This window comes from Parabacteroides sp. PM6-13 (genome assembly GCF_029892605.1).
Taxonomy (GTDB): domain Bacteria; phylum Bacteroidota; class Bacteroidia; order Bacteroidales; family Tannerellaceae; genus QVMG01.
Map to the genome: position 1 here is coordinate 316,938 of NZ_JARXWF010000001.1, position 19,720 is coordinate 336,657.

General features: G+C 50.3%; 13 protein-coding genes. 6 read left to right on the forward strand and 7 right to left on the reverse strand.

The window, feature by feature from the left end:
* The first annotated feature begins 26 nt into the window (after positions 1 to 26).
* Genes M2134_RS01255 through M2134_RS01280 form a run of 6 tightly spaced genes read left to right on the forward strand, consistent with a single transcriptional unit; the run spans position 27 to position 8,887 of the window.
* Positions 27 to 2,501 (forward strand): alpha-ketoacid dehydrogenase subunit alpha/beta, encoded by a 2,475-nt coding sequence (locus M2134_RS01255; protein ID WP_280749585.1) that lies wholly within the window; start codon positions 27 to 29, stop codon positions 2,499 to 2,501.
* 14 nt (positions 2,502 to 2,515) lie between these two features.
* Positions 2,516 to 3,706, forward strand: coding sequence for a hypothetical protein (locus M2134_RS01260; protein ID WP_280749586.1), 1,191 nt, complete (start codon positions 2,516 to 2,518; stop codon positions 3,704 to 3,706).
* Between the two features lie 2 nt (positions 3,707 to 3,708).
* The gene (locus tag M2134_RS01265; protein WP_280749587.1) at positions 3,709 to 5,655 is read left to right on the forward strand and encodes an SDR family NAD(P)-dependent oxidoreductase; all 1,947 of its coding nucleotides are present in this window, start codon (positions 3,709 to 3,711) and stop codon (positions 5,653 to 5,655) included.
* Positions 5,656 to 5,665: 10 nt separating this feature from the next.
* The gene (locus M2134_RS01270) at positions 5,666 to 6,943 is read left to right on the forward strand and encodes a zinc-binding dehydrogenase (protein WP_280749588.1); all 1,278 of its coding nucleotides are present in this window, start codon (positions 5,666 to 5,668) and stop codon (positions 6,941 to 6,943) included.
* Between the two features lie 12 nt (positions 6,944 to 6,955).
* Complete coding sequence (locus M2134_RS01275; protein ID WP_280749589.1) at positions 6,956 to 8,257, forward strand: class II aldolase/adducin family protein; 1,302 nt, start codon at positions 6,956 to 6,958, stop codon at positions 8,255 to 8,257.
* A 12-nt stretch (positions 8,258 to 8,269) separates the two neighbouring features.
* The gene (locus tag M2134_RS01280; RefSeq protein ID WP_280749590.1) at positions 8,270 to 8,887 is read left to right on the forward strand and encodes a biotin/lipoate A/B protein ligase family protein; all 618 of its coding nucleotides are present in this window, start codon (positions 8,270 to 8,272) and stop codon (positions 8,885 to 8,887) included.
* A gap of 7 nt (positions 8,888 to 8,894) precedes the next feature.
* Here M2134_RS01280 and M2134_RS01285 read toward each other — a convergent pair whose 3' ends face one another.
* The 7 genes from M2134_RS01285 to M2134_RS01315 form a co-directional block, all read right to left on the reverse strand.
* Positions 8,895 to 11,807: a sugar-binding domain-containing protein gene (locus tag M2134_RS01285; protein WP_280749591.1), complete on the reverse strand. Its 2,913-nt coding sequence runs from the start codon at positions 11,805 to 11,807 to the stop codon at positions 8,895 to 8,897.
* Between the two features lie 128 nt (positions 11,808 to 11,935).
* On the reverse strand, positions 11,936 to 13,585 hold the full coding sequence (locus tag M2134_RS01290) for a glycoside hydrolase family protein (RefSeq protein WP_280749592.1): 1,650 nt from the start codon (positions 13,583 to 13,585) through the stop codon (positions 11,936 to 11,938).
* Between the two features lie 34 nt (positions 13,586 to 13,619).
* Positions 13,620 to 15,473, reverse strand: coding sequence for a beta-L-arabinofuranosidase domain-containing protein (locus M2134_RS01295; RefSeq protein ID WP_280749593.1), 1,854 nt, complete (start codon positions 15,471 to 15,473; stop codon positions 13,620 to 13,622).
* Positions 15,474 to 15,508: 35 nt separating this feature from the next.
* A complete protein-coding gene (locus M2134_RS01300) occupies positions 15,509 to 17,053 on the reverse strand; it encodes an alpha-L-fucosidase (RefSeq protein ID WP_280749594.1) in 1,545 nt (514 codons plus the stop codon).
* Positions 17,054 to 17,088: 35 nt separating this feature from the next.
* Entirely contained in the window at positions 17,089 to 17,475 is a 387-nt protein-coding gene (locus tag M2134_RS01305; protein WP_280749595.1) for an L-rhamnose mutarotase, read from the reverse strand.
* A gap of 12 nt (positions 17,476 to 17,487) precedes the next feature.
* Positions 17,488 to 18,744, reverse strand: coding sequence for an L-fucose:H+ symporter permease (gene fucP, locus M2134_RS01310; protein ID WP_280749596.1), 1,257 nt, complete (start codon positions 18,742 to 18,744; stop codon positions 17,488 to 17,490).
* 53 nt (positions 18,745 to 18,797) lie between these two features.
* A complete protein-coding gene (locus tag M2134_RS01315; RefSeq protein ID WP_280749597.1) occupies positions 18,798 to 19,718 on the reverse strand; it encodes an amidohydrolase family protein in 921 nt (306 codons plus the stop codon).
* Positions 19,719 to 19,720: the final 2 nt, after the last annotated feature.

Below are 19,720 nucleotides of genomic sequence, written 5' to 3' on the forward strand. Positions count from 1 at the left end.
TAATTCTTAATTCTTAATTAAAAAAGATGCCTAAAGCACAATTTATTGACCCCGCGAAGGTCAGAGCAAAAGGAGAGGTAACTTTCTCTCCGATACCGGTAAACGCGTATGATAAAAACGTAAAAGAGGAGTTAGATGCTAAAAACTTCACCAAAGAAGATTTGGTACGCATCTACCGCGATATGGTCGTGATCCGTGAGTTTGAAACCATGCTGCATGCCGTGAAAACAACCGGCGGATATAACGGAGTAGAATATAACAACCCGGGACCGGCTCACTTGTCGGCTGGCCAGGAAGCAGCTGCCGTAGGGATGGCCTATACGCTTACATTAGATGATTATATCTTCGGTTCACACCGTAGCCACGGCGAGATCCTGGCAAAAGGATTGCGCTCGATCGAGCAGCTGTCGGATGCCGAACTGGATAAGATCATGAATGACTTCTGGAACGGAGCGACCGTCAATGTGGTAAAGAAAAACTTCTCCGGCTCGACCAAAGAACTGGCTATTCGCTTCCTGCTTTACGGAGCATTGGCGGAGATCTTTGCCCGTGAGACAGGGTTCAACAAAGGATTGGGCGGAAGTATGCACACCTTCTTCACGCCGTTTGGCATCTATCCGAACAATGCCATCGTAGGTGGTAGCGGAAGCATTGCCGTGGGCGCGGCTCTCTATAAGAAGGTAAACCGGAAGAAAGGATTGGTGATTGCCAACCTGGGTGATGCCTCAATGGCTTGCGGTCCGGTTTGGGAAGGACTTACCTTCGCGGCGATGGACCAGTTTACTCAGCTGTGGGAAGGCGATATGAAAGGTGGATTGCCTTTCGTATTGAATATCATGAACAACCAATATGGTATGGGTGGACAGACCTGTGGCGAGACCATGGGCTACGAAGTGGCTGCCCGCATCGGTGCGGGGGTGAATCCGCAGCAGATGCATGCCGAACGCGTCGATGGATACAATCCGTTGGCGGTGATCGATGCCTATCGCCGTAAGAAAGAACTGATCGAAAAGGGTGAAGGCCCGGTATTGTTGGATGTATTGACCTATCGTTATAGCGGACACTCTCCTTCCGATGCCTCCTCGTATCGTACCAAAGAGGAGATGGAACTTTGGGAAGCCAATGACTGTATCGTGGCTTACGGAAAAGAACTGATCGAAGCCGGCATAGCCAAACAAGACGATCTGGATGCCATCTGGAAAGAGATCAAAGATACGATGTTCGATACCTTCAAACTGGCTATCGACGATGAATTGTCTCCCCGCATGGATCTGAAGAAGAATCCGGAATTGTTGGGAACCATGACTTTCTCAAACGAGTCGATCGACTCCTTCTCGGATGCCACACCCGAGGTGAACCATCCGATGGAAGAAAATCCACGTGTGAAACAGATTGCCGGCAAGGTACGCTTTGTGACCGATAAAGAGGGTAAGCCTGTCTCTAAAATGAAACAATACCAATTGCGCGACGGTATCTTCGAAGCGTTGATCGATCGCTTCTACAAAGATGCCTCTCTGGTGGCTTACGGGGAAGAGAACCGTGACTGGGGTGGTGCGTTTGCCGTGTATCGCGGATTGACCGAAGCATTGCCTTATCACCGCCTGTTCAACTCACCGATTGCCGAAGCCTCTATTGTGGGAACGGCTATTGGTTATGCGATGTGCGGTGGACGGGTCGTTCCGGAAATCATGTATTGCGACTTCCTGGGTCGTTGCGGCGACGAGGTGTTCAACCAGTTGCCTAAATGGCAGGCGATGAGTGGTAACCTGTTGAAGATGCCGATCGTACTGCGTGTGTCGGTCGGTTCGAAATATGGTGCGCAGCACTCACAGGACTGGACATCCCTGGTGGCTCATATTCCCGGCTTGAAGGTGGTATTCCCGGTGACTCCTTACGACGCGAAGGGTCTTATGAATGCTGCTTTGCAGGGTAGCGACCCGGTGGTGTTCTTTGAAAGCCAACGTATCTATGAGATAGGAGAAATGTTCCACGAGGGTGGCGTTCCGGAAGGCTACTATGAAATACCTTTTGGCGAGCCTGACGTGAAACGTGCCGGTAAAGACATCACGATCCTGACCATCGGCGCTACGCTCTATCGCGCATTGGATGCCGCCAAGGAACTGGAAGAGAAATATGGTATGAGCGCAGAGATCATCGATGCCCGCTCACTGGTACCGTTCAACTACGAACCGGTATTGGAATCGCTGAAGAAGACCGGACGCATTGTGATTGCTTCGGATGCCTCGACCCGCGGTTCCTTCCTCAATGACCTGGCACGCAATATCACCGAACTGGGCTTCGATTACTTAGATGCGCCTCCTGTTGTGGTAGGTTCACGCAATTGGATCACGCCGGCTTATGAGTTAGAAGATGCCTTCTTCCCGCAACCAAGCTGGATCATCGACGCGATCCATGAGAAGATCGTGCCATTGAAAGGACATGTTCCGACCAGCAATTTCACGGACGCAGAACAAATACGCCGCGCGAAAGCCGGTATTTAATGGGCTAATATATTATGTGTGATCGTAGTAATCAATCTATAAGGTGGGCAAATGTCAATGCCCACCTGCATACTCCCTACTCCTTCAGCGCTTTCGACAACATCGATCAGGCGTTGGATATGGCGCGCGACCAAGAGGTACCGGTCGTTGGGATCAACGACTTCTACACGATGGATGGCTACAGCGCCTGGCAGGAAGGATGTGCCGCGCGCAGGCTCTATCCGTTGTTTAATATCGAATTGATCAGCCTGCAACAGGAAGATCAGCAAAACGGCATCCGGGTGAATGACCCGAACAACCCGGGACGCACCTATATCAGCGGCAAAGGATTGGCCTGTCCGCCCCAGTTGCCGGAGCCCTACGCTTCGCAATTGGCAGGAGTAGTCAACGAATCCAACGCACAGGTGAAAGCCATGTGCGGGAAACTGAATGATCTGCTGACAGAAAACAACGCCGGTTTCTCCTTGGATATTGAAGAGATAGAGAAGAATCTGACCAAAGGAAATATCCGGGAACGCCACCTGGCCAAGGCCCTTCGCCTGGCTGTGTATGCACATTTCAACCAGGATGCAGACCAGATCAAAGCTTGCTTCGAACAATTATTCGGTGGCAAAGCCCTGAAATCGGAGGTGACCGATGTGGCTGGTGTGGAGAATGAGATCCGGGGCAACCTGTTGAAGGCGGGAGGTGCAGCGTTTGTAGCCGAAGACCCGAAGGCTTTCCTGCCTCTGGAGAATGTGTGTCGCATCATTCGCGCGGCGGGAGGCATACCGACCTATCCGTTCCTGGCTGATGACGCAAAAGGGGGATTCACCGATTTTGAAGGAGATCTGCCGAAAGCGGTTGCCACCCTGCGCCAGCGTGGTATCTACAGTGTAGAGTTTATCACGACACGAAACAGCGTAGAGGTACTCGAAAAGTATGTGCGTTATCTGTGGGACGAAGGATTTGTGGTGACACTCGGAAGCGAACACAATACGCCGGCGATGGAACCGATCGAATTGTTTGCGCGTGGAGGAGCTCCTTTGACCGACTTCCTGAAAGAGATCAATTACAAAGGTGCCTGCCTTGTTGCAGCACATCAGGCGCTGTATAAAGAGAATGGCCAGGGCTATCTGAATACCGAAGGCGTGGCCGATGTAGCCAACCGCGACGAGTATGTAGCCCTGGGAGACAGACTTATTCAAGCAGTAATCGGAAAATAATCATGAAAGCGATTGAACAATTGATAGAAATATCCCGCTATTACGGCGGGCAAAAAGAATATGTGATTGCCGGCGGAGGCAATACCTCCTACAAAACGGCAGACAAACTCTGGGTAAAAGCCAGTGGTTCTTCCCTCGCCACCATCACGGAGGAGGGATTTGCCGTATTGGATCGTGCCCGGTTGCAGGTTATTTCCGACAAACAATACAGCGCGGATACCGCCGAACGCGAAGAACAGGTAAAAAATGACCTGGCAGCAGCCTGTATCACCAAAGATCGCCGCCCGAGTGTCGAGACCTCGATGCATAATGCGATCAGCGCCGCCTTTGTGGTACACCTGCATCCTACGTTGGTGAATGCGTTGATGTGTTCGCAAAACTGCGAGGAGATGACCCTTCAACTGTTTGGCGACAAAGCGCTTTATATCCCTTATACCGATCCGGGGTATGTGTTGTTTAAGAAGGTCGACGACGGCATCAAGGCATTCAAAGCCGCTCATGGCACGGAACCGGCTATTATCCTCTTGCAGAATCATGGCATATTCGTAGGTGCCGAAACGATTGAAGAGATCAAAGAGCAATACGACTATGTGTTGGCAACCATCAACTCCCGGATAGTTGAAATGCTTCCGGAGGAAGAAAAACCGGTTTGTCTCTGCATGAAAGAGATTATTCCGGCTATCCGTATGATGCTTAGCAGCGAGGGATTGAAGACATTGAAGGTGACCAACTCTTCCGTGTTAGAATACTTCCTCAGCTCTGCCGAGAAGGCAGAAGCGATCAGTCGCCCGTTCACACCGGATATTATCGTCTATTGCAAATCGAATTATATCTATTCGGAAACCACCGACCTCGATCAAATCGAACAACAGATAAAAGAATACATTGCCCGCTTTGGCTATACCCCTAAGGTCATCCTGATCAAAGGCATTGGCATGATTGCCGTAGGCGACAATGCTGCCGGAGCGGCTATCATCACCGAGGTATTCAACGATGCCATGCAGATTGCCTGGTTTGCCGCCTCTTTCGGAGGTGAACATCCGATGACGCAGGAGCAGATCGACTTTATCGACAATTGGGAAGTGGAGAACTATCGCCGCAAGGTAAGCGCCGGAGCAACCGCCGGTCGTGTGGAGAACAAAACCATTGTCGTGACCGGTGCCGCCCAGGGTTTTGGGGAAGGAATCGCTGCCTGCCTGGTAAGCCAGGGCGCCAATATCGTGGTGGCCGACCTGAACGAAGAGGTAGGTCGTGAAACCGCCGTGCGTCTGAACGCTTCGGCGAAGAGCAACCGGGTGATATTCGTCAAGACCAATGTAGCAGACACAAATAGTTTAGACAATCTGGTACATGAAACCCTTTGCGCCTTCGGTGGCTTGGATGTGTTTGTGAGCAATGCCGGTGTGTTGCGCGCAGGCGGATTAGAGGATATGACGCCCGAAGTGTTTGAGTTTGTTACGAAGATCAACTACTCGGCTTACTTCTATTGCGCCAAGGCGGTATCGCCCGTGATGAAATTGCAAAACCGATATAAGGCCGACAATTACTGCGATATTATCCAGATCAATTCCAAGTCGGGACTGCGAGGCTCGAAAGCCAACTTCGCCTATGCCGGCGGTAAGTTTGGCGGCATCGGACTCACCCAGTCGTTTGCCCTCGAATTGGCGCCTTTCCGTATCAAGGTCAATTCGGTATGCCCCGGAAACTTCTACGAAGGCCCGCTTTGGTCGGATCCGGAGAACGGACTCTTCGTACAATACCTGCGCGCAGGCAAGGTGCCGGGGGCTAAGACCATCGACGATGTGCGCAACTTCTACATGGCTCAGGTACCGATGGGCAAGGGAACCAGCCCGGAAGACGTGACGAAAGCTATCCTGTATCTTATCGAACAGACCTGTGAAACCGGACAGGCTATCCCTGTGACCGGCGGACAGGTTATGATGAATTAAAACAATCCATATGAAAACAAAAGCAATCAGATTATACGGTAAGAACGACCTGCGCATGGAGGAGTTCGAGTTGCCGCAGATTAAAGAGGACGAGATCCTGGCCAAAGTGGTATGCGACAGCATCTGCATGTCGTCTTATAAAGCTACGCATGAAGCGGATGTCCACAAACGGGTGCCGCGCAACATTGCCGAGCGTCCGGTTATCATCGGTCATGAGTTCTCCGGTGAACTGGTAGAGGTGGGAGCCCGTTGGAAAGATCAATTCGCTCCGGGCGATAAGTTCTCTATCCAGCCGGCGTTGAATTACGAAAATGGTCCGGTCGGTGTCCTGAGCGCTCCCGGCTATTCGTATGAATTTGTGGGCGGCGATGCCACCTATGTGATTATTCCACGCGAGGTGATGGAATTGAATTGCCTGTTGAAGTACACCGGCGAAGGTTTCTTCCCAGCGTCACTTTCCGAACCCCTCTCCTGTGTGATCGGTGCGGTTCATGCCAACTACCACACATCTCCCGGCTCCTATATCCATAAGATGGACATTGTCGAAGGAGGCGCATTGGCTATCCTCGCCGGAGCGGGCCCGATGGGTATGGCGGCGATAGAATATTTGTTGCATCGCGACCGCAAACCGGGCTTGATGATCGTGACCGATATCGACCAGGATCGCCTGGATCGGGCGGCTATGTTGTGCCCGGTGGAAGAGGCGGCCAAAGATGGTATCGATCTGCGCTATATCAATACGGCAACCATGAAGGATGTGGTAGCCGAGCTTCGCGCCTTGACCGGCGGTAAGGGGTATAACGATGTGTTTGTGTTTGCTCCGGTTACACCGGTGGTGGAACAGGCCGACGCCATCCTTTCGCACGACGGTTGCCTGAACTTCTTTGCCGGACCGGCTAACCCCGAGTTCCGCGCTTCGTTGAACTTCTACAACATCCACTATGCCGCGACCCACGTAGCTGCTACCAGTGGCGGCAACACCAGCGATATGGTCGAAGCCCTGGATCTGATGTGCAAGGGACTGAACCCGGCCGGATTGGTGACCCATATCGGCGGATTGAATGCCGTGATCGACACCACCATGAACCTGCCCCAGATACCCGGCGGCAAGAAACTGATCTATACACATATCGATATGCCGCTGACTCCCATCGCAGACTTTGCGCAGAAGGGAGAAACAAACCCTGTCTTCAAACACCTGCACGAGCTGTGCGAAGGCAACAAAGGCTTGTGGAGCGTTGAAGCGGAAAATTACCTATTGGCTAACGCCGACAAATTGTCGGACTAAATACTTATTTCAATGAAACAGCTTGATACAAAGCTTATGCATCCTGCCGACCAGATCACCCTGATTATCGGGCGTATCTATCGCAGTGGCATGACCACCACTTCCGGTGGTAACATCTCCATCAAAGACGAACAGGGAGATATATGGATTACACCCGGCTCGATCGACAAGGGAGCACTGACAGCAAAAGACATTATGTGTGTCAAAGCCGACGGCACCATCGTAGGTCTTCATAAGCCCTCCTCGGAGTTTCCGTTCCATAAAGCGATCTACGACATGCGTCCCGACATGACTGCCGTGATCCACGCGCATCCGCCCGCACTGGTCTCTTTCAGTATCGTGCATCAGATTCCGGACACCAACATCATCCCGCAGGCAAGAGGCATTTGCGGTAAGATTGGTTTCGCACCTTATGCCGTGCCGGGAAGCCAGAAACTGGGTGAGAATATCGCTAAGGAGTTTAAGGATAATCCCGACTACAAAGCTGTTATCATGGAGAACCATGGCGTTGTGCTCTGCGGGGAAGATATGGAAGATGCCTACCAACGCTTTGAGACATTGGAGTTCTCTGCCCGTACCCTGTTGAATGCAAAGATACTGGGCGGAGCCAATACGTTGACAGACGAACAGATCGCATTGCACGACAAGGCGCTGTCGGCTGAATATCCGCATTTCATGAATGCCGTTTATCCCTCGGATGAACGGGCAATCCGTGCCGAGATCGTAAAAATGGTACGCCGCGCCTGCGACCAGGGCTTGATGATCAGCTCATACGGAACGGTGTCTGTGCGCTGGCGCGACAATGACTTTCTGATCACTCCCTCGGGTGTTCCCCGTTGGGATATGGCCTTGGAGGATATTGTCCAGGTTCGCGACGGATTGGTGGAGACCGGCAAACATCCCAGCCGTTCGATCGCTTTGCATGACATCATCTATCGCATGAATCCGCATATCAACTCCATTATCCTTACGCAGTCGCCCAACCTGATGGCTTTCAGCACGTCGGGTGCGAAGTTCGATGTGCGCACCATTCCGGAAAGCTGGATCATGCTCAAAGATGTGCCGACTGCTCCTTTCGGTGTGCAGTATGAGGCAAACAAGCAAATTGCCGAGACACTGAAGAGCGTTCCCTGTGTGTTGATTGCCAACGACTCGGTAGTCGTTACGGGTGATAAACTAATCAATACGTTCGACCGCCTGGAGGTAGCTGAGTTTACAGCCAAATCACTGATTATGGCCACTCCGTTGGGTCAACTGCAGCCGATCTCACAAGAAGAGGTCGAAGCGCTGCGTAAAGCATTCAACGTGGTATAAACCCATAACGGTATGCAAATTATAAAAAGTCCCTCGCACGATCCATCCTATAATCTTTCGCTGGAAAGAGAATTGTTGGAGAAGCCTGCGGGGGACTTTTTGTTGTTCTATATCAACGCGCCATCGGTTATTGTCGGGCGCAACCAAGCGATCGAGGCCGAGGTCGATACCGCCTTCTGCCGTGCACACCATATCCCGGTACTTCAGCGCATCTCGGGCGGAGGCACCGTCTATCATGACGAGGGCAATATCAACTATGCTTTTATCTCCAATCGCACAGCCATTTCCATCTTAGACAGTCAGCCCTTGCTCCCCATCATCGACGCCCTGGCCTCGTTCGGTATCCGAGCAGAAGCCGGAAAGCGCAACGAACTATTGGTGGATGGCTATAAGGTATCGGGGACGGCTTCGTATGCCACCTCGAAACGTCAGCTTTTCCATGGCACACTCCTACACAATACCAACCTGGATATCCTGCACACCGTGCTTCGCGGCGATAGCTCCCGGCGAGGCCGAAAGATCGCCTCTGTTCCGTCGCCGGTGCGCAACCTATCTCATTACCCTTCGCTTGCCTGCGAAACAGAGCACTTCCTGACGCTTCTTGTCTCTTTTTTCAGTTCTTATTATTAGTCGTATCCTATTTGATGTTGGTCGGCTTGAGTTCGTCCGGCGATTCTTTGGTGAACATATTAACCTCCGGTGTCTTTTTGAGGAAGAGGTCGTCTATTCGCTCGGCGACCACAGAATGTTCGGGCATAAAGCGGTCTGAATTCATATAGGTCAATAGGGCATGGCGCAACTGGCGGGCCACGATGCGTTTGTCAGGCTCCGAGGTGATATCCATACTGGTGACCATCAATTTGCCATTCAACACGTTTGCCTCCATCAACAGTCCCAGTTTGCGGCTGAGGAACCAGGTATCGATGCTTTGTACCAACGGTTGATAAGTGGCCGGAAAATCACTTAGGAGCATAGGCTGCGCGTTGTGTACCAGTTCCCACCACTGCAGGTCACTGTGATAGCTGGTTGGGAAAGAGGCAAACAACGGATGCTTTTCGTTGATAAACAAGCCCGTCGTATGCGGAGGAGCCATCTTAAACCAAGAGGTATTCCAGAAGGCAGGCTGGAAATACTGGACGATTCCGTCACCATAAGAGACCTTGTTCGCCACGGTCAATAAAACGTTTCCACCCGCTTGCAATACCTGCTTAGCACGATCATCCCAGCTGTCCGTCACATAAACGGAGCCCTGATCGACAGATTGTTTAGCCGGATAGACCCAAATATTCCAATCGTTTACCACATCGGTTCCTTTGATGCGAACCTCCAGGTTCATCTTCCGGGCTTCACCGGTGGCAGGGAGCGAAAGAGCTACCTTGCCGAGAACAGATTGTCCTATCGCGATATTCCCCTTACGGATCGTGCCTTGCGCCGCTACCCGACCCGACTCTTCCGTCAATCGGTATGCAACCTCCGCATCCCGCAGGGGCGAATCGCCAAAGTGAGCAATTTCAATATCGGCCATAAAAGACTCTCCTTCATTATAGGTAAACTTATCCATCCTGGAAAGCAAGACCGTCGGGGCACAGAAACGCCGGAAGTCTGCCGCCGTGATATAACCTTTCTCTTCGAAAAACACATTCAACACACCCACCAACGCCGAGCCTTGTCCCGAATAATCGTTGAGAGACAGGATCTGAAAACCGGCATAATCGGGTGTTTTCAGGGTTCGTTCCAATTCATATTTGTAGCAAAGCGCCTGCAATTTACCGGAGGCCATCTTGAAATGCCCGGCCATCTCGCTCATATGATTATCGGAAAGGATATCGCGAAAGATCTCAAAGTTCCGGGCTTTGTTCACGCCGGTGTATTTATAGATCTCATCGAAATCGGGGAAGGCACACCATTGCCCTGTTTCGTGCGAGACAAAAGGTTGACGGACACTGTCGATCTTCTCGCTGAAATCGATCCGGCTCTCCGGCTGCTGCTTCCAGTTGAGACCACGGGCACCGGCTTTGACATGAAACTCATTATGGGGTTGCCATTGCCAGCCGCCGCCCACGGAGGCGCCGGTGTAGACTCGTCGGTCGTCGCGCTCTTTCCAGAAATCGACAAAATCGCTCACCCAATCCACCCAATGCCTGCCATAAGGCTCATTTCCGCAGGCAAGCATACAGAAAGAGGGGTAATTGCCATACTGCTCGGTGATCCGGATTGTTTCGTCTAACAGATAACTATCAATCGGTAATCCATCGCCCAGCGAGACCCCGTGATTGGGCCAGCTCGGTCCTTCGGGTTGCAGGTAGAAGCCTACCAGGTCGGCCGCGATAAAAGCCGCTTCGGGAGGACAATAGGAATGGAAGCGCATATGGTTCAAGCCATATTCACGGCATTTGCGGAACACCCGTTCCCAGGAAGCCACATCCATCGGCGCATAGCCCGTCAGGGGGAAACAACAACACTCGACCGTTCCCCGCAACATGGTTTTTCGGCCATTGACATAAAACCATTTCCCATCGATCCGGAATGTGCGCATACCGAACTGCATATCCTTTTCCTCGATGCCCGCCCGACTCTCTATCCGGGCTTTCAGCCGGTAAAGTGCCGGAGAGAACTCATCCCATCGGAGGAAATCATCACCCATAGGCAAAGAGACCTCTATCTCGTGCACTCCCTTGCGTACCTTTTCCGTAATGGTGAGCGGTGCCACCCGATGGGTGGAGGGCGCATTGAAGCTTTCGGCCGACAGGGTGATCGACGCGGTTGTGTTTTCAGAAGCATCGAGTGTCATTTTCACGTTGACCATCCGGGAGTCGGGGTCGGGAAACAGCTGAATCGATTGAAAATGCACCTTGGGTCTTGCCTGTAGCTCCAGTCGTCCGACGATGCCGTTCCAATTGCCTTGTGTCTGGTCGGTTATCGAATGGGAGTCAGGGCCTACGTTGATATCCTTCATCCGGTTGTCGACCCGCACAGCGATCCGGCACTTTCCGGCTCGGATATAAGGTGTCAGATCATATTCATGAGCAACACTGAGGCTGTTGCGACTGCCCGCCTTGCGGCCATTCACCCAGACAGCGCTCTCGACATGCGGACGCTCCAGGTAAAGATTGACTTTCATTCCTCTCCATGAATCCGGAATCTCTACTTCCCGAATATACCAGGCCACGCCTACATAATGCCTTTCCGGCGTGAGGAAAAAGGGGAATTTGGTATTTCCTTCCACCCGATATTTCGCCATCGAAGGATTGAAGTAGTAGGAGCTGTCATAGATGCTTCCGGTAAACCGGGTATGAACGGTCACCGGATCGCCTTTCCTTTTCTCCGGCATAGAGCCCGGAAGGTTGATCACATCTTCCAACGACCTGTTGTACCATTTTTGGGATACTCCGATATCTTCCCGGTCGATTTGGAACTGCCATTCACCGCTCAGGTCAATGGTTTGGGCATATACCGCTTTTTCCGGCAGAGGCTGCCCCGGCAGGTCGTTGGCGGCAATACATGTAATGAACAGGTATAAAAGAGAAAAGGACAAGGATAACTTATTCATGCAAACTATGGTATTAAAAAAAGTGTCTATATGCAATGACTCAAATAATTGGTCATGCAAAAATAGACACTTGTTCTTTTACGGAAATGGAAAATCCCATGGAAAACATGGAAAATCCTCTTTTACCGCTATTCTACTATCCTCTTTTTCAGTTGGAAGGTCGACAGGACTTTCTTTCCGGAGGAGATGGTTACCGTGAAGTCATATTCTTTGCCCTGTTCGAATTTGTTTTTGCAGGGAAGCTGCAGGATAGACTTTTCAAATGGTTTCAACGGAGGGACGATGCCGGAGGCGATTATCTGGTCTCCACAGGCCACCTTGATGGAGGCTTTCGCGGAGGCCACCTGTCCGAAGTTCTCTATCTCGATCGTGCAGGCCTGTCCCTTTTCCGATTGGGCAAACAGGGGGGCGCGGGCCGAGAGGATCGGTTCGAGATATTCTACGTAAGGCAAACGGGCATATCCGTAAAGCATCTGGCCGTTTTTGTATTTCCCGATCAGTTTCGGGGCAAATTCCTCTTCGGTTATGCCATTGCCCTGGGCGTCGAAGGTGAGAATCAGGTCCCGACCGTCGTTCTCCGTTTGCACTACCCGGCAACCACGGCCGAAGTTCACCTCGGTGTTTGCACCGAAACGCAAGCTGTTGATATCCATATCCGTTTGTGGATTGAAGCCTTTTTCAGCCTGTACCTTTACACGGATGCTCTTTGTTTGCGAAGTGATAGGCTTTTCATCCAGAACGGTCAATAATAGTCCCGGATTCAAAGGGATACCGATATTCTTCGAACTATGGTTGTCATACGGTTTATCCTGGGGCTTCAGGGTATCGATCACGGCGAAATTGGCCTGAATAGCCCGGCCATAGTCGTCCTGATACATCTTGATGCGCTCGAACTTAAACCAGTCCTCTACCCGACCATCGGCGTGCTTGGCAATGCCCGGCACATAGGCTTCGCCCGGATCGGTCACCCAATTCACACCATCTTTCGAACGAAGGTAAAAGGCAATACGTCCCAACCAGTCGTTCACAATCAGATGATACTGAATATGGTCACGCCAAATCACCGGGTCTTCAAACCGCCCTTCCACCGGGGGATAGACCCGCTTGTCAGTAATCTGATTGTATGTCGAAAGGCCATCCCGGCTGATCCAGATACCTCCTCCGCGACATACCATCACGTAAGCCCCGTCTTCACGTTGGGCAAACGACAGGTTCGACAAGCCTTCAATGATACGCCGGTCGCGGGCATTGAAATCATACTTCCCGTATGTCCAGCTTCCATTCAGGTCGTCAGCCACATAGCGGCCGTCGATCACATAAAGCACGTAGCGGCCATCTTTCAATTGATATACTTCCGGGTTATGCCCTTTCCCGATCATATTGCGGGGAACGAACGGGCCGGTCAGGTTGTCGCTTACGGCATTGAACACATAGGAGTTCGGCCATTCGCCATGCCCTTTGGCAGAGCTCTCCAGCCAGCCGCATACCAGCATATGGTATTTGCCGTCTTTGCCCTGCTTGATATTGCCACCCCAATACGACCAGATACGGTCTTCGATGCCATTATCAACATAACGGGGCACCACGCCGTCGACACCCCAGGTATCGGAAGATAACACCTTGCCATTCATCGGCAGAAAACGATCCATGAAACGGGCGCCATCGACCAACTGATCCCACTCTTTGGGACGTTCCCGCTCAGTGATCTGGGAGTAACAAACGTGGCTGATAAGGATGGCCAGGCAGAATAGGGTTGTCTTTAGATTTCTTTTATTCATTTCTATTGTGTTTAGTTTTCTATTTGATTCACTGTTAATAATTCCGGATGGTCGCGTATACGCCATACGACTCCTTATCTATATCAAAGAAAGGACGAAGCGGGTATGTATTTCCGTTGTTCACTAAGCGGAAACGAGCCTGCTCCTCATCTGTAACAGAGAGATTTGTCAATACCTCTTCCGCCCTGTTTCCTTTCAGAAGAATTTCCGCATGACTTTCGAAAGCCAAAAGCATTGGTCCATAGTAAATGGCAAACACCTTCGGATTGTCGGGCATGGCTTTCAGGTGGAAGTCATAATGGAACACAAGCGTGACCTCATCCTTGTCGCGCCAAGTCCGGTTTAATTCGAGGTAAGAGGCCGGCGATGTATTTACTGCCTGTTTTTCTTTGTTGACATACACCTCTACCTCTTTAGCCCAGGAGGGGATGAATAATTTCAGGGTGAATGTCGATTTCTGTTTGGTGGAAACCGTAAAACGAACAGCTTTGTCTTTCGGGAAATGGCTATCCTGCGTCAGTCGCACTTTCTTTTCTTTCCAATTCAATTCGGAAGGGGTATAGAGATTCACCCAAAGCGCTGAATCATTATGATAATAGATACCGGAATTAAGTTGTGAAAAGGCCTCGATAGACGAGCCACTGCAGCAGAAGAAGTCATTCTCTTTCAGGTATTTCTTATTACGTGGCGATCCCAAAGGCAGATGATACACATAAGAACCGCTATGATCACTTTGCGTCGGAAGCACAGCATTGTAGAACATATTCATATAGACATCCGCATAAGCCGGGTCGGCTGTCCACGAAAAGAGATACGAGGTCAGCTTTTGCGTATTATGCGACACGCAGCTCTCGGCAATCTCCTTGCTTAAGGTATTGCAAAGATGATCGGGTTCACCCCAATGTTCCGCCGTGACAGAGGTCGGGGTGGTCGCGATCGGTCGCGGACCACTACTCGAACCATTCGCATAGGCATGCCGGTGAATAAGCATATCCCAGAAATGAATGACAGCGTTATGGTATTTTTCTTCTTGGGTGATGGAATAGCGTTCGGCAAAACCATTGACAAGCACCAAGTGGGTGTTGGCATGAAGTCCCGACAAAATATCTTCATTCCGGGACAATGGCGTGAGAAACCACTCCGGATCGAACAGCTCAGCTAACGCCAGATATTTCGGATCGCCGGACAGTTTGTACAACTTATACAACAGTTCATTCATGGCGCCCATCTCATTCTGCGGATTGGCAACAGCCGTGTACATCATTTTCCGGATCGTTTCTTCATCTAATTTGGACATACGATTATCGGCATAGGAGGCCATACCAAGCAAGATATCATACGCTTTTTTATTGCCCGTCCGAGTGTAAGCGTCCAATAAACCCTGCATAATCTTCTGGTAGGTGTAATAAGGCGCCCAGACTCCTGTGAACTTCTCCTCCAACAGCTCGAAGCTCTTCGCAGGGAAAGCGCTTAAATAACCTCCTCCCAGGGCTTGTTGGCATCGGTACAATTCATCGATCAGGTATGTCAGGCGTTCATTTAGTTGCGGATCCTGGTATTTCTCCACTAAGGTGGACACAGCAGAGAGATAATGCCCCACGAAATGTCCTCTCAAGCCAATACCCGGAGATTCCCAACCATCTAAAGGCGTAGCCTCCGAGGGCAGACCGGCTGTCACCCGGAAGTTATGCAACAATCTGTCGGGATCCAATGATTTCAGGTAGGCCGTGTTAAGCTCTTCCCGGTCTTTTACCCAGGAAGGCTTTAACACAACCTCTTGCTGGCTAAAGGAGGAAACCTTTTCTACCGGCTGCTTGTATGTCGGATTCTGCGCAAATGAATAAAAACAGACAAACGATATGATGCCTGTAATAATAGTTTTTCGCATATAATTCTTTTATTAAAAATCCTTCTCCTGTGTTCTTACGAACCATGCTTCATCACTTCGTTGACTGCTTCGGATGCCAGATGCTGGCCAACCGGCTTATCGAAAGTAATCTTGAAGGAATAGGCATATGCACAAGGTTTGTTCTTCGGAAAAGAGAGCTTCAGCCCTTTATCGGTCTGTTCCCAGGCGATCTTCTCTTCGGATCCCAACAGTGTGACTTGCTGTATCTTCGCATCCGCGATAGCCTCCTTATCTAAAGAGGCAACAAATACGCCTTTCTCATCCCAGTTCAATACAATAGCATAGAAGTCATTTCCTTTGGTTGTGAAACGAATATCGCGTGTGCTGTAGGGTGTAGCTGTATTATCCGAAAAAGATCCTTTTGTCGGTTCGGCATCTCCTTCGCCAAACTTTTTCCAGCAACGCGTACCGTAGATAGCCTCTCCGTTTACTTCCAGCCATTTTCCGATCGAGAGCAATACCGCTTTCTGTTCGTCCGTAATGGTTCCGTCGGCACGAGGGCCGATATTCAACAACAGATTCCCGTTTTTACTTACGATATCAATCAAATCATGCACGATCTGTTCCGGTGTTTTATTCTCTTCGCCATCGATATACGACCAGGATCTCTTGCCCACCGAGGTGTCGGTTTGCCAGGGGAATTGCATCATCTTACCCGATTTGCCGCGTTCCACATCCCACACATGTATATTGGTCGGATAGCCCTGTTTGGTATTTACCGCCACTTGGTCGCCCCAATCCAGGGCATTGTTGTAATAATAGGCCAAAAACTTATTGAAATAGGGCATCAATACCGGGTTATTCACTGTCCAGTCGAACCAGATCAACTTGGGTTCATACTTATTGATCAACTCATACGTGTGGGTGAGCCATTCACGGGCAAACTCTTCCGTATACTTTTCAGATTCATAACGGCGACCGTAGAGCGAGATACTCATATCCTGCACATCCGACGGGAACTGCATGCCGCCATTGAAGAACCAGGCATTCTCCGCCCTATGGGTAGACAGACCGAAAACAAGTCCCTCTTTTTCGACAGCCGTCTTCAGTAAACCCACAATATCTTTCTTCGGTCCCATCTTCACGGAGTTCCATTCGTTGAGATCACTATCGTACATAGAGAATCCGTCGTGGTGCTCGGCTACGGGCACAACATATTTAGCACCGGATTTTTTAAACAGATCGGCCCATTCATCGGCATCAAACTTCTCCGCCTTAAACATCGGAACAAAATCTTTATACCCGAACTCCGTGTGAGCGCCCCAGGTTTCTATATGGTGTTTATATTCCCGGCTATCCTGCAGATACATCGTCCGGGCATACCATTCACTGCCATAAGCCGGCACGGCATACACACCCCAATGGATGAAGATACCGAACTTCGCATCGACAAACCATTCGGGAAATTGATAATGCTCCGCCAGGTTTTCCCAGTTGGGCTGAAACACTTCTGTTCCTTTGGGCGAGGCGACGGAATCGATGTTGTAAGCCACTTTCTTCTCCGGCTGGCAAGCCACAAGACATACCGGTACTAACAACGCTGTTAAAAGTTTTTTCATTTCTAATCTAAGTATTAAAGAGCAAAGCGTTTTAACTACTCATACAGATGGAAGATCCGATCCATCTGCTTCCATTTTTCCGAAGAGCTGGCCTTGGGATCTGCCACCTGAAAGATCGACATATACTCTTCCCATTCGGCTTGACGGGGAAGGGTGGCCAATTTTTCGAAGGCCGTATCCCATTCAAAGTCCAAAGGGGTCTCAACGATCATAAACAATCGTGTTCCCAACAGGTAGATCTCCATTTCCAAAATACCAACCGACTGGATGCCCTCCTTGATCTCCGGCCAATGGCAGGCTTCGCTATGTCGTTTCACATACTCCTGTATCAACTCGGGATCATCTTTCAGATCCAATGTCTGACAGTAACGTTTTGTCGGAACCGCATACCTCTTTTGCGGATATCCTTCTTCTTTTTTCATCTTTATCGTATTTTAATTTATAACCTTATACCCTTTCCAACCATAATAGGCACAGAAAATAAAACATATCAACGGAACAAAGTAAGCCAGGTGGTAGAATTGCTCATTGATATCCATCAGATGCCCCGTCAGCGGCGGAAGCACTACATTGCCGACAATGGCCATTACCAGAAAGGCAGATCCGCTTTTCGTCTTGCTGCCCAATCCTTTGAGCGCCAGGGAGAATTGTGTCGGATACATAATCGACATAAAGAAAGAGACACCCAGCATGGCATACAAACCAATCATGCCGCCGAAAGCCATAATAACTCCGCATAAGAAGATATTGGCAAGCGCGTAAACCACCAGCATATTCTGCGGTTTGAAGCGAACCATCAACAGCGTGCCGATCCAACGTCCGAGAAGAAATGCCAGCATATACAATCCGAAATAGGTCGTAGCCGTACTTTCCGACAGACCAACATATTTGCAACAATAGATCAGGAACATGGCATTGATGGCCGTCTGTCCGCCATTGTAAAAGAATTGTGCGATCACTCCCCAACGCAGATGCGACGATTTGAGTACACTGAAATCGATTAGTTTCTCCCCTTTCGCACTTCCTTCTTCCTGCCCACCTTCCTGAATTTTCGGCAAATGCGAGAAGATAAACACCACAGCAATCAGAATCAATACCGCTGCCAACACCAGATAGGGCGTCTTCATGGCATTGGTCTCGAATTGCACAAAGCCTTCCCAACCGCCAGGATAGCTGGCGGGTATCGTTTCACGGGTATAATCATGCCCGCTTAATACCAATTTGCTCAGAAACATCGCAGCAATAAAAGCACCCAATCCATTGAACGATTGTGCCAAATTAAGCCGACGCGGAGCCGTAGCCGGGTCGCCTAAAACCGTCACATAGGGATTAGCCGCCGTTTCCAGGAAGCACATACCCGTTGCGATAATAAAGAAGATCGCCAGGTAGGCCCAGTATTCCTGAATGATCGCAGCCGGAAAGAACAACAATCCCCCTAAGGCAGCGATAGACAATCCCACGATGATACCTGCTTTATAGCTGTAGCGCTTCATAAACATGGCAATCGGAATGGGGAAGATAAAGTAGGCAATCCAATAGGATGCCTCTGTGAGGGATGCCTGGAAGGCACTCAACTCAAAGGTCTTCATCAGCTGACGGATCATAGTCGGCAACAGATTGCTGCTTATGGCCCAGATGAAGAACAGACTGAAAATAAGAGTTAAAGCGAATGTTTGCTTTGTCTTTTTCATGGATTCAATAGTTTTTCTAATCGTTTTTCTTTTACCGGAAGACTCCGGCGAATTTATTCCGACATATTCTTAATATAAGGAAGCTGCGGCAGGTTCTTTAGTCCATAGAAAGCCTCCGCGTTTTTCCCCAGAAACAAGGATTTCTCCTCTTCCGAAAGCAGATTTGATTTGATAACAAAATCGTATGACATACGGTATGTGATGGCAACAATCGTGCGCGGATAATCGGATCCCCACATCAATTTCTCCATACCAACCAGTCCGGCTGCCTCCTGAATAGCCCGAACGGCTCCGGTGAAGGGATAAAACTCGTCATTAAACAACCAGGTGATACCACCCGATTCGATCCGGACATGTTCGTTTCGTGCCAATTTGATCTGTTCCTGCCAGCCATTTGTCGTGACCATTCCGAAATGCCCGATAGCAATCTTCAACGAAGGACACTCGGCAATGATCTCATTCATCTCGGCTACCTGCTCCGCTCCGTCGGCCAGGTCGATCGAAAGGATGATGTTGTTCTTCTCCATCAAATGGAACATATCCATCATTTCCCGATCGGTCAGCCACACTCTGCCCGCTGATGTCACCAAACGCTGTGCCGGGATCTTGATAGCCCGAAATCCCTGGGCGATCAGTTCTTCCGCATGGGCGTAATACCCCGGCTGACGGGCATCGACCATACCGCAACAGAAGAAGCGATTCGGGTATTGCTGTTCCACCTCCAGGAGGTAGTCATTCTGCATACCATCGATATACTCCTGCGTAATAACAGCCGCCGACACCTGGGCATAATCCATATTCGCCAGAAAAGCCTCCGCCGTATTCCTGCCATCTACCAGAAAGGGCGGGATCATTTGGCGTATCTCTCCCATAAACTCGGAGCGCCCGTTTTCAAGCGTCCTGATCTTCTTTCCTTCCACTATCGCCTCTTGGTGAAGCCAAAGGTGGGCATGCGCGTCGATTATCGGATACATAG